This window comes from Nocardioides psychrotolerans (genome assembly GCF_900113685.1).
Lineage (GTDB): Bacteria > Actinomycetota > Actinomycetes > Propionibacteriales > Nocardioidaceae > Nocardioides > Nocardioides psychrotolerans.
Genome location: NZ_FOQG01000001.1, coordinates 1 through 12,200, shown reverse-complemented (window position 1 = coordinate 12,200; position 12,200 = coordinate 1). Strand labels below are relative to the sequence as shown.

Genomic DNA, 12,200 nt, shown 5'->3' with positions numbered 1-12,200 from the left:
GCGCGGCGTGTGATCCCCGACATGCGCCGCGCGCGGGGAGTGGGTGGCACCCCCGCCGCATCCGTAGACTGACCGATCGTGTCCACCCCTGACCCTTCCTCCGCACTGCCCGACCTGGTCGTCGTCGGGTCCGGCTTCTTCGGTCTGACCATCGCCGAGCGCTGCGCCAACGAGCTGGGGCTCAAGGTCCTGGTCCTCGAGCGCCGACACCACCTGGGCGGCAACGCCTACTCCGAGATCGACCCCGAGACCGGCATCGAGGTGCACGTCTACGGCACGCACCTCTTCCACACCTCCAACAAGCGGGTCTGGGAGTACGTCAACCGGTTCACCACCTTCACCGGCTACCAGCACCGGGTCTTCGGCAAGTACCGCGGCCAGGTCTACTCCCTGCCGATGAACCTCGCACTGATCAACCAGTTCTTCGGCAAGAGCCACACCCCCGACGAGGCCCGTGCCCTCATCGCCGAGCAGTCGCGCGAGATCGCCACCGAGGACGCCACCAACCTGGAGGAGAAGGCGATCAGCCTGATCGGCCGCCCGCTCTACGAGGCGTTCATCAAGGGCTACACCGCCAAGCAGTGGCAGACCGACCCCACCGAGCTTAGTGCCGACATCATCACGCGGCTCCCGGTGCGCTACAACTTCGACAACCGCTACTTCAACGACGACTTCGAGGGCCTGCCGACCGACGGCTACACGGCGTGGCTGACGCGGATGGCGGAGCACCCCGACATCGAGGTGCGCCTCGACACCGACTTCCTGGATCCCGCCAACGGCGTCGCCGAGCAGTTCAAGGGCAAGGTCCCGATCGTCTACACCGGACCCATCGACGAATACTTCGACAACTGCGAGGGCCGCCTCTCGTGGCGCACGGTCGACCTCGAGGTCGAGACGCTGGACGTCGACGACTTCCAGGGCACCGGCGTGGTCAACGCCAACGACCAGGACGTCCCGTGGACCCGGATCCTGGAGTTCAAGCACCTGCACCCCGAGCGCACCTACCTCCCGGGCAAGACGATCGTCGTGCACGAGTACTCCCGCAACGCCTCGGTCGACGACGAGCCCTACTACCCGGTCAACACCGCCGAGGACCGCGAGAAGCTCCTGAAATACCGTGACCTGGCCAAGAAGGAGCCGATGGTCCTCTTCGGGGGGCGCCTCGGCACCTACAAGTACCTCGACATGCACATGGCGATCGGTTCGGCGCTGTCCATGGTCGACAACAAGTTGAAGCCGCACTTCGCTGACGGCGCGGCACTGACCAGCGGAGGCGTTGACGCATGACCCAGAGACTCCTACAACGACAGATCTTCCCCTTCGACCGGGACTTCGACGTCCTGGCGCTCTACGTCGACCCCGAGGAGGCCCGCCTCGACGCCGACAAATACGAGATCGGCGGCAACCGGGCGGCCAAGGACCTCAACAACGCCGCGATCCGACAGTCGACCTCGACGGGCCGCAGCATCCATCCCGACCAGATCGAGTCCCGCACCGCGTTCCGCGTGAAGTCGGGGGAGCGGCTGTCCTTCGGCACCTACTTCAACGCCTTCCCGGCGAGCTACTGGCGTCGGTGGACCATCGTCACCGAGGTCTCCCTGACGGTGCAGGTGACCGGCGCCGGGGCGAGCATCATCGTCTACAAGTCGATGGCCAACGGTCGCTCCCAGCGCGTCGAGTCCGCGACCGTGGGCTCCGAGGGCGCCGGCACGTTCGTCTTCGAGCTCTCGCTCAAGCCGTTCGTGGACGGCGGGTGGTACTGGTACAACGTCGTCGCCGGTGACGAGGACGTCGTCGTCGAGTCGGCCGAGTGGACCGCCGACGTGCCCGCGGACCGAGCCCAGCACGGCACGGTCGACATCGCGATCACGACCATGAACCGCCCCGACTTCTGCGCCAAGCTGCTCCAGCAGATCGGCGAGGACGAGCAGCTGCGCCCCTTCCTCGACACCGTCTTCGTGATGGAGCAGGGCACCGACAAGGTGGTGGACTCCCCGGAGTTCGCGAACGCGGAGGCCGCACTGGGTGCCACCTTGCGGATGATCGAGCAGGGCAACCTCGGCGGCTCCGGCGGCTACGCCCGCGGACAGCTCGAGTCCCTGCGCAAGGGCACGGCGACGTACGCGATGATGATGGACGACGACGTCGTCTGCGAGCCCGAAGGCATCATCCGGGCCGTCACGTTCGGTGACCTGGCCCGCCGACCCACGCTCGTGGGCGGCCACATGTTCAGCCTCTACAGCCGCTCGCGGCTGCACTCGTTCGGCGAGATCATCCAGCCGTGGCGCTTCTGGTGGCAGTCGCCGCTCGACACCTTCTCCGACTGGGACCTCTCCGCCCGCAACCTGCGCTCCAGCCGTTGGATGCACAAGCGCGTCGACGTCGACTTCAACGGTTGGTTCATGTGCCTGATCCCGCGCGCGGTGATCGAGGAGATCGGTCTCTCGCTGCCGCTCTTCATCAAGTGGGACGACTCCGAGTACGGCTTGCGCGCGAAGGCCGCCGGCTTCCCGACCGTCACCTTCCCCGGCGCGGCCGTGTGGCACGTGCCGTGGACCGACAAGAACGACGCGTTGGACTGGCAGGCCTACTTCCACCACCGCAACCGCTTGATCGCGGCGCTCCTGCACTCGCCCTACCCCAAGGGTGGCCGGATGATCCGCGAGAGCCTCAACCACCAGGTCGCGCACCTCGTCTCCATGCAGTACTCCACGGCCGAGCTGCGTCTCCAGGCCATGGAGGACGTGCTCGCAGGCCCGCACGGGCTGCACGCGATGCTGCCGGGCAGGTTGGGGGAGGTCAACGCCTTCCGCAAGCAGTTCAGCGACGCGCAGCTGCAGGTCGACCACGACTCGTTCCCCGCCGTACGACGCAAGAAGCCGCCGCGCAAGGGTCGCGCCGGGGTGGAGGTCCCGGGTCGTGCCGCGCAGCTGATCACGGCCGGACTGGCCCCGCTGCGCCAGCTCAAGCCCCCTCGCGACCTGTCGCGCGCGCACCCCGAGGCGGAGGTGCCGGCCATGGACGCCAAGTGGTACCGCCTGGCGGGCCTGGACTCCGCGATCGTCTCGATGAACGACGGCACGTCGGCCGCGCTCTACCAGCGCGACCATGTGAAGTTCCGCGAACTGATGAAGCGCACTCTGGAGATCCACGAGCGCTACCGCCGCGAGTGGCCCGCGCTGGCCCAGCTCTACCGCGACGAGCTCGGCTCGGTCACGGCGCCCGAGGCGTGGGAGGAGACCTTCAAGCCGTGGACGCAGGCTGATGACCAGGGTGGCAATGACTGACACCGGGCACGTCCCCGTCTCCGAGCAGCCCCTCGTCGCACCCTCCGCCTCCAACGGTCTGCTCGGCGTCTTCAGCCGCCGCTACCTCCTGCGGCTGCTGGTGCGTCGCGAGATCAGCGCTCGCTACCAGGGCTCGTTCCTGGGGCTGCTGTGGTCCTACATCAATCCCCTGACCCAGTTCTTCATCTACTGGTTCATCATGGGCAAGCTCATCGGCATGGCCGGCCGCGCCGAGAACTACGCGATCCACGTCTTCGCCGGCCTGATCGTCGTGCACTTCTTCGTGGAGACCTTCAACGCCGGCACGCGCTCGATCGTGCGCAACAAGGCGCTGGTCAAGAAGATGGCGCTGCCGCGCGAGATGTTCCCCGTGGCCTCGATGCTGGTCTCGCTCTTCCACGTCGGCCCCCAGCTGATCATCCTGCTCGTCGCCTGTCTCGTGACCGGGTGGTCGCCCGACCTGGTCGGCATGACGGCGGGGCTGCTCGCCCTGGGGATCGTGATGGTGCTCGGCACCGCCCTGGCGCTCCTGTTCAGCACGGCCAACGTGTTCTTCCGCGACTTCTCCAGCGCCGTGTCGATCCTGACCAACTTCGTGCGGTTCGGGGTGCCGATGATCTACCCCTACACGCTGGTCGCCGAGCGCTTCGCAGGGCACACCGAGCTCTACCTCGCCAACCCGATCGCCGACGGCGTGCTCCTGATGCAGCGCGCCTTCTGGACCGGCACGACCGACGACCCGACAGTCACGGCGCTGGTCCACATGCCCGACCACCTCCTCACGCGCGGGGTGATCGCCCTCGGTGGCTCGCTGATCGTGCTGGTCGTCGCGCAGCTGGTCTTCACCCGCCTCGAGAACAAGATCCCGGAGCGCCTCTGATGGCGGACTACCCGAAGGACACCTCGATCGTCGTCGACGACGTGACCAAGGCCTTCACCCTGCGCTACCACCGCACCTTCAAGCAGGTCTCGGTGGCGCTGGTGAAGGGCCGCGACCTCAGCGACACCTTCAACGCCCTCGACCACGTCAGCTTCACGGTCAAGCAGGGCGAGTCGATCGGGCTGATGGGCCTCAACGGCTCGGGCAAGAGCACCCTGCTCAAGCTCGTCAACGGGATCATGAAGCCTGACTCCGGAACGGTGCTCACCCGCGGACGCATCGCGGGGCTGATCGCGACCGGCGCCGGCTTCCACCCCCAGCTCACCGGCCGGGAGAACGTCTACCTCAACGCCGCCGTCCTCGGCATGAGCGAGCAGGAGACGGCCCGCAAGTTCGACCAGATCATCGACTTCGCCGAGATCGGTCGTCACCTCGACGCCCCGGTCGGCAACTACTCCTCCGGCCAGTTCGCGCGGCTCGGCTTCGCGGTGGCCGTCCACGTCGACTCCGACATCTTCCTGGCTGACGAGGTGCTCGCCGTCGGTGACCGCCCGTTCAAGAAGAAGTGCATGGAGAAGATGCAGGAGATCCGCGACAGCGGTCGCACGCTCTTCTACGTCAGCCACGCCGCTGCCTCGGTCCGCAAGATGTGCGACCGGGTCATCGTCCTGGAGAACGGCCGGGTCGGCTTCGACGGCGCGGTCGACGCCGGGATCAAGTACCTCAAGTACGAGGACGAGAACCCCCTCAACGACCCCGACGACATGGGCGACCTCGATGAGGAGCTCGGCGCCGACATCTGACACGCCTGAAACCCCGGGTTGTGACCTGAGTGACCCGTGTGACTCACAATGGGGGTCATGCCCCCCGAGTCGACTTCCCGCCGTCCCCTGCTCAAGGCCATGGCCGGTGGTGTCGTCGCCATCGGTGCGGTGGGTGCCGTCGTCCGGGTGACGAGCGGCTCCAACGATTCCCCGGGCGGGCCGGGGGGGCGACTGGAGCTGTCCTCCCAGGACGAGAGCGGGGTCGACGCGCTCGACCTGCGCCTCGGGGACGACCTGCTGCCGCAGGTCTCCGGCGGGCGCTTCCGCTCGGCGCAGCTGCCGACGACGACGCACTCGATGGTGGCCTTCACCTGGACCGGGACCGCCGAGCCCCGGATCCAGATCAAGTCCCGCCGCGACGGCACCTGGGGGACGTGGCAGACCGCGGGCATCCTCCACGACCTGCCGGACCCCGGCTCCGGGGAGGGCGGCGACGTGATCGGGACCGACCTGCTGTGGATCGGTGACTCCGACGGCATCCAGATCCACGTCGCCGGAGGGCGTCCCAGCGACCTCACGCTGGTCCTGCTGCACCCCGCCCGCGAGCGGGGCGACGGGCTGCTCGGTGCCGAGGCCAGCGGCCGTACGACGAGCCCCCAGGCCCGCGCGACGCCCACGGTCCCGCGTCCCACCATCGTGTCGCGCCGCAGCTGGGGTGCCGACGAGTCGCTGCGGGACGGGTCGCCCCGCTACAACGAGACGATCAAGCAGGTCCACGTCCACCACACGGTCAGCACCAACACCTACGCCAAGGAGGACGTGGCGGGACTGATCCGGGGCATGTACCGCTACCACACGCACAACCTGGGCTGGTCCGACCTCGGTTACAACTTCCTCGTCGACCGCTTCGGGCGGACCTGGGAGGGACGGGCCGGGGGAGCGGCAAGGGCCGTCCGCGGCGCGCACACCCTCGGCTTCAACGACACCTCCACCGGCGTTTCAGTCATCGGCAACTTCGAGCTCGTCAAGCCGGGCAGACCGATCATCGACGCCATCGCTGCGATCGCGGCCTGGAAGCTGGACCTCTACGGCCGCAAGGCCGATGGCTTCGTGCGGGTGACCTCCGAGGGGAGCGACAAGTACAGCGCCTCCCGCGTGGTCAAGCTGCCCGCGATCGACGGCCACCGCGACACCAACGACACGGCCTGTCCCGGTCAGAACCTCTACGACGTGCTGCCGATGATCCGCCGGCGCACCCAGGCCGTCATCGACCGCTACCGCAACGCGGCCGAGCCGATCGCCGTCACACGTCGCGCCTCCCTGTCGGGCACGCCCGCGATCGGCCAGACGATGCGCGTCGACCCGGGGTCCTACACGCCGAGCGACGCGACGAGGACCTACGCCTGGGCGCGCGACGAGGTCGTCATCCAGGGCGCCACTGGTTCGTCGTACGTCTGCTCGGCCGCCGACGTCGGGACCGTGCTCTCGGCGGGGCTGCAGCTGACCTCGCCCGGACGCGAGCCGGTGACCCAGGTCCTCCCGGCGAGCGGCCCGGTCACCGCTCCCGCGACCGTGACCGTCCGCACCCGCGGAGGGCGCAAGGGCTACGCGACGATCTACGTCCAGGTGAGCCCGCCCGAGGGATCCAGTGCGAGGGCCACGGGAAAGATCCGGGTCCAGGTCAACAACCGCACCAAGGTCGTCCCGCTCGCCGACGGCGCCGGCGTGGCCCGTTTCGGTCGTGGCCGGGGCTTCAAGCCCGGTCGCTACAACGTGACGGTCATCTACCCCGGCAACGGGATCATTCTCGGCTCGCGCGCCGAGACCACGATCACCATCCCGCCTCGCTGACCCCCCCCTCGGCGTACTGGCCGGTGACCCGAGCGATCCTCGGCCGCTCCAGCGCGCCCGCAGGTGACGCGAAAAACTTGACAAATCTCGAAGTCGTCGGCGTGTCGACTGGAAATTACACGTTTGTAGTTACTCACTTCCTCTTCCCCGGTGCCTGTGACGCGTGTGAAAGTTGCGCCTTGTGTGACTCTTCCCCTCGCACTGGAGTAGCCCAAGATGCCCTCGAACAAGGCTCGTTTCGTGACCGCCTGCCAGCAGCTGCTGGCTCTCGGTCTGGTGCTGGCAGCCCTGACGCCGGCCGCGAACCTGGTGTCGCTCGACGTCGTGCATCGCGAGCCGGGGCAGGACCAGCCCGTCAGCGTGCTGGCCTCCTACGCCCGCACGACCACGATGAAGTCCGTGGTGCCGGTCGGTGTCGTCGACCCCGTCGTGACGGAGTACGCGTTGACCGACCCGACCGGGCGGAGCGGCCGCGCCAACCCGGGATCGCTCCAGGCGCGCGTGGTGCCGGGTCGCTCAGGTGGCCGCGAGCTGGTGAGCACGCCCCAGGACGTCACGGGCTACGGCGCAGTCGGTGTCACGTGGGCGCACGGCCTCGAGCTCGAGGAGAGCGCCATCTCGGTCGAGGTCCGCACGCAGACCGCGGACGCGTGGACCGCCTGGATGCCGGTCCCGTACGACGCCGAGCACGGCCCTGACCCGCGCAGCGACGAGGCGCGTCACGCCCGCCCTGGCACGGACGCCCTGCTCGTCGGCAACGTCGAGGAGGTGCAGGTGCGGGTGACCACCCCCGATGGCCCTGCGCCGGCCGACCTGCGCCTCGCGGTCATCGACCCGGGCCAGGCCGAGGACAGCGCCGTCGAGGCCCCGGCCATCGACACCCGCGAGCTCGACGCGACCGAGCTCCGCGCCGGGGCGTTCACGCCCAAGCCGGTGATCTACTCCCGCGCCCAGTGGGGCGCCGACGAGCGGATGAGGGACGGGGGCTCGCCGAGCTACTTCGAGGTGCACGCCGGCTTCGTCCACCACACGGTCAATGCCAACGACTACACGCAGGCCGAGGTGCCGGGTCTGCTGCGCAGCATCTACGCCTACCACACCGAGTCCCGCGGCTGGAGCGACATCGGCTACAACTACCTCGTCGACCGCTTCGGTCGGATCTGGGAGGGCCGCGCGGGCGGCGTCGACCGTCCGGTGGTGGGTGCGCACACGCTCGGCTACAACGAGTATTCCTTCGCGATGTCAGCCATCGGCAACTTCGACACGGCCCAGGCCCCGGCGGTCATGGTCCAGGCCTACGGCGCGCTCTTCGCCTGGAAGCTCTCGTTGCACGGCGTCGACGCCTCCTCGCCCAGCCAGGTCGTGGGTCGCTCGACGTTCAAGGCGATCAACGGCCACCGGGACGCTGATTCGACCGCCTGCCCGGGGCGTTACCTCTACGCCAAGATCGGCCGCATCCGGGAGCTGGCCACCTCGGCGCAGCGTGGGTGGTCGGGTCGCGAGCTGGAGTCGGACGTCGCGTCCACTCCTCACCCCGACCTGATCGTGCGCAGCGCGAGCGACAAGATGGGCTACGTCCTGCCGACCGGCGGCCTCACGGCGTTCGACGCTGCGAAGACCGTCGTGACCGGCGTAGGGTCCATCGACACCGTCGTGGCGTCCACCGACCTGACCGGCGACGGCACGGGCGACCTGCTCGTGCGCGGCACCGACGGCGAGGCCGGCGTCCTGCCCGGCACCGGCTCCGGCAGCTTCGGTGAGGCGGTCCAGACGAGCGGACTCTTCGCCGGGCACGACCTGGTCACCGCCGTCGGCGACCTCGACCTGGACGGCAGGAACGACCTCGTGGCCCGCGACACCGCCACGGGCCGGCTCGACGCCTACCTCGGCGGCGGCACGGGCGCCTTCGTGCGGCAGCCGCTGCGCAATGGCTGGTCCGGCTACGACCTGCTCGTCGGTGCGTCCGACGTCGACGGCGACGGCGAGGTCGACCTGATCGGTCGTGAGGCCGGCACCGGGAAGACCTGGCTGCACCGGGGGAGCAACGGCATCGGGTTCACCGCCCGCACGGCCCTGACGCCGGCCTGGAAGCAGTTCGACACGATCACCGGCCTCGGCGACTTCACCTCCGACCGCGTGCCCGACCTCTTCGTACGACGGGCCGACAACCAGCTCGGCTACGTGCTTCCCGGCCGTGGTGGCGGCGCCTACGGCCATCCGCTCGGCCCGATCACGGGCACCAAGGGCGTCAGCGCCATCACCGGCACCCAGCTGAGCGGCACGCCCGCCGCGGACCTGGTGGCCCGCCGCGGCACGTCGCTGGTGCTGCTGGCGAACACCGGTGGCTTCGACCTCGGGCAGCCCATCCCCACCGGGGTCGACCTCGCCAACGCCGACCTGGTGCTCAACGCCGGTGACTGGGACCGCGACGGCATGGGCGACATGATCACCCGCAACAAGGCGAACGGCGCGCTCTTCCTGCGTCTGGGCAACGGTAGGGGCGGGTTCGGCAAGGTCCGCGGCCTCGCGCCCGGCTTCGGCAAGGTCGGGCTCCTCGCGGCAGTCGGCGACATGACCGGTGACGGCTGGCCGGACCTGATGGGCCAGCCCGTCGGCGGCGACCTGCGGATCTATCCCGGGAGCGGCACGGCCGGGCTGAAGGACAGCTACGTCGCCTACCGCCGCATCGACGCCAGCCAGCAGATCCCGGTGGGACGCCACGACACCGACGGCGCCCCCGACCTGCTGTTCCGAACGGGCACCGGCCTGCGCCTCTACCCGGGCAACGGCCCCGGCGGTCTCACGACCAGCCGGCAGCTGGGGCTCGACCTGGCGCCGTACGACTGGGTGGTCGGCATCAGCGACATCAGCCTCGTGGGCCACGGCGACCTGCTCGTGCGGGACAAGCGCCTCGGCTACCTCTACGTCGTGCCGATGACCCCCACCGGCTTCGGCGCCCGCCGATTCCTCGGTGAGGACCTGCTGGACTACGACCTGGCCGGCTGACCCAGACCCGGCAGGCCCGGGCACCCAGGACTCCTGGTCATCACGCAGGGAAGCGAGCGGTCGCGCGCTCGGCGGCGTACGTCGCCTCGAGCCGCTCCCGTTCGGCGTGGAGGACCAGGACCAACGAGCCGCTCCTCGCGAGCGGCTCGGCGAAAATGGCGATCCCCGGCGGGGAAGCCGGGTTCGCCACCGAGAGGAGGCGGCCGCCGACCGTGATGAGAGTCCCGGCGGCGGCCGCTTCCCACAGCTCCTGCTGGGTGAGGGTGACGCCCCCGAGGCGCGTGGCGTCGTCGGAGGGCTGCGAGGGGTCCCACGGGATGAACGAGTCGGGCTGCGACCAGACCTCGATGCCGACGTCGTGGACCCCGGCGGGCACGTCGTCGGCGAACCGCACGCCCATCGGCCGCAGCGAGCACGCGAGGACCACGAGGTCGTCGGCCCGCCCGGCCCAGTGACCCAGGGTGTCCGGGCCGCACACGACCGCGTCGGGGTCCTCCTCGTCGACCACCACCAGGCCCGCGGTCCAGGCCGCGCCGAGGAAGACCGGTCCGAGCCAGTGCGTCGGAAGATCGACCCTCAGGGTGTCGCCCCGCTCCAGGTCGAGCTCCTCCACCAGCAACGAGGCCGCCTTGGCGACCCAGTTGGCGTAGGTCGTCACCGACAGCTCGGTGCGCTCCCCGCTCGCGTCGTCGTAGAAGGTCACCAGCGGCCGCCCGGGCTCGGAGCGGAGCTGTGCGGCCAGGACTGCTGCGAAGGTCGTCGTCACTCGACCAGTGTTCCGCAACCCCGGACCCCGACTCTTACTAGGCTCCGCACCATGACTGCCATCGAGCACTTCTGGGCCGTGGTCCCGGCCGGCGGGGCGGGCACGCGCCTGTGGCCGCTGTCGCGGTCCTCCTCGCCGAAGTTCCTGCGCGACCTCACTGGCGGTGGGCGATCCATGCTCCAGGAGACCTACGACCGACTCGCGCCCCTGGCCGAGGAGCGGTTCCTCGTCGTGACGGGCCGTGGGCATCGCGACGCGGTCGCCGAGCAGCTGGACGCCCTCGGTGGCGACGCGATCCTGGCGGAGCCGTCGGCCCGCGACTCCATGGCCGCCATCGGTCTGGCCGCGGCCCTGCTGGAGCAGGCGGATCCCGACGCGGTGATGGGGTCCTTCGCCGCTGACCACGTCATCGGCGACGTGGACGCCTTCGGCGACTGCGTGCGTACGGCGGTCCGGGTCGCCCTCGACGGGTGGCTGGTAACGCTCGGCATCGAGCCCACCTTCCCCTCCTCAGCCTTCGGCTACATCCACCTGGGCGACCCGCTCCCGGACCACCCGGGTGCCTGCTCGGTCCGCGAGTTCGTGGAGAAGCCATCGGTGAGTGTGGCGGAGGACTACCTCGCCACAGGACAGTTCCGCTGGAACGCCGGGATGTTCGTGGTCCGCCCGACCGTCCTGCTGGACCTGCTCGCCGCCTCCGACCCGGCCTTCGCGGCCACCCTGCGTGAGATCGCCGCCGACCGCTCGCTGCTCGAGGAACGCTGGCCGGCCCTGCCCAAGATCGCCCTCGACCACGCCGTCGCGGAGCCTGCCGCGGCCGCCGGGAAGGTGGTCATGGTCCCGGCGTCGTTCGGCTGGGACGACATCGGCGACTTCGACTCGCTCGCGACGCTGCTGGAGGACGGCACGGCCACTGGTGCCACGGTCCTCGGGGATCCCTCCCTGGTGCGGATGCTGGACGCCAGCGGTCTCGTGATCCCCCAGCGCGGCAAGGTGATCGCCGTGATCGGGCTCGACGACGTGGTCGTCATCGACACACCCGACGCCCTCCTGGTCACCACCCGCGCCCGCGCCCAGGACGTGAAGCAGATCGTGGGTGAGCTCAAGGCCACCAGACCCGAGCTGACCTGACCTGCCCGAGCACCTCAGGGGTCGGTGAGGTCTCTTGTGCCGGTGGGGGTGACGAGCATCGTTTGGCCGTGGGGTTCTTGCCAGAGGAAGGTGCCGGGGGTGAGTTGTTGGTATCGCCAGCCGGCGTGGGTCTTGAGTTGGTGGTGATGTCGGCACAGGGGTGCGAGGTTGCATTCGCAGGTGATGCCGGTCCTGGTGTGGGCGGTGAGGTGGTCCAGGTTGCAGGACCTGGACTTCTTTGTGCAGTGGGGGAAGACGCAGGTGGGGTTGCGGAGGCGGACTTTCTCGGCGGTGAGGAAGGTGGGGACGTAGGGGTCTGGCCCCTGGTGACCGTGGTGGCCGGTGTCTTCGCTGCCGTTGCAGTGGTCGTTGAGGTTGATCACGGGGCGGATGGTGATGTGGCGGTCGTCGCGGGCGAGCCATTCTCGGATGCGGTCGGCGAGGAGGGTGTGGCCGGCCTCGTCGTGGGCGAGGAGCCCGCGGCCTTCGATGACGTCGTGGTCGAGGTGGACGTA

At 69.5% G+C, this 12,200-nt stretch carries 9 protein-coding genes; 7 read left to right on the top strand and 2 right to left on the bottom strand.

What is annotated here, in order from left to right:
• Positions 1-78: 78 nt before the first annotated feature.
• From glf to BM204_RS00020, 6 genes are all read left to right on the top strand, one after another.
• On the top strand, positions 79-1,287 hold the full coding sequence (glf, locus tag BM204_RS00045) for a UDP-galactopyranose mutase (protein WP_091109383.1): 1,209 nt from the start codon (positions 79-81) through the stop codon (positions 1,285-1,287).
• Positions 1,284-3,287 (top strand): glycosyltransferase, encoded by a 2,004-nt coding sequence (locus BM204_RS00040; RefSeq protein ID WP_091109381.1) that lies wholly within the window; start codon positions 1,284-1,286, stop codon positions 3,285-3,287. Before glf ends, BM204_RS00040 begins: the two co-directional genes overlap by 4 nt.
• Positions 3,280-4,167, top strand: a complete 888-nt coding sequence (locus BM204_RS00035) for an ABC transporter permease (RefSeq protein WP_170259052.1) — start codon at positions 3,280-3,282, stop codon at positions 4,165-4,167. The genes BM204_RS00040 and BM204_RS00035 overlap by 8 nt, the downstream gene beginning before the upstream one ends.
• Entirely contained in the window at positions 4,167-4,970 is an 804-nt protein-coding gene (locus BM204_RS00030; RefSeq protein ID WP_091109378.1) for an ABC transporter ATP-binding protein, read from the top strand. The genes BM204_RS00035 and BM204_RS00030 overlap by 1 nt, the downstream gene beginning before the upstream one ends.
• A 57-nt stretch (positions 4,971-5,027) precedes the next feature.
• On the top strand, positions 5,028-6,782 hold the full coding sequence (locus tag BM204_RS00025; RefSeq protein ID WP_170259053.1) for an N-acetylmuramoyl-L-alanine amidase: 1,755 nt from the start codon (positions 5,028-5,030) through the stop codon (positions 6,780-6,782).
• 216 nt (positions 6,783-6,998) lie between these two features.
• Positions 6,999-9,788 carry an FG-GAP-like repeat-containing protein gene (locus BM204_RS00020; protein ID WP_091109375.1) on the top strand — a complete coding sequence of 930 codons (2,790 nt, stop codon included), beginning with the start codon at positions 6,999-7,001 and terminating at the stop codon, positions 9,786-9,788.
• A gap of 40 nt (positions 9,789-9,828) precedes the next feature.
• Here BM204_RS00020 and BM204_RS00015 read toward each other — a convergent pair whose 3' ends face one another.
• Positions 9,829-10,554 carry a TIGR03089 family protein gene (locus BM204_RS00015; RefSeq protein ID WP_091109373.1) on the bottom strand — a complete coding sequence of 242 codons (726 nt, stop codon included), beginning with the start codon at positions 10,552-10,554 and terminating at the stop codon, positions 9,829-9,831.
• A 51-nt stretch (positions 10,555-10,605) separates the two neighbouring features.
• Here BM204_RS00015 and BM204_RS00010 point away from each other — a divergent pair, with 51 nt between their 5' ends.
• Positions 10,606-11,685: a mannose-1-phosphate guanylyltransferase gene (locus BM204_RS00010; RefSeq protein WP_091109371.1), complete on the top strand. Its 1,080-nt coding sequence runs from the start codon at positions 10,606-10,608 to the stop codon at positions 11,683-11,685.
• Positions 11,686-11,699: 14 nt separating this feature from the next.
• On the opposite strand, the gene BM204_RS22445 is transcribed toward BM204_RS00010, so the two are convergent.
• Positions 11,700-12,200 (bottom strand): HNH endonuclease signature motif containing protein (locus BM204_RS22445; RefSeq protein ID WP_177223711.1); only part of this gene is annotated, 501 nt, incomplete at its 5' end.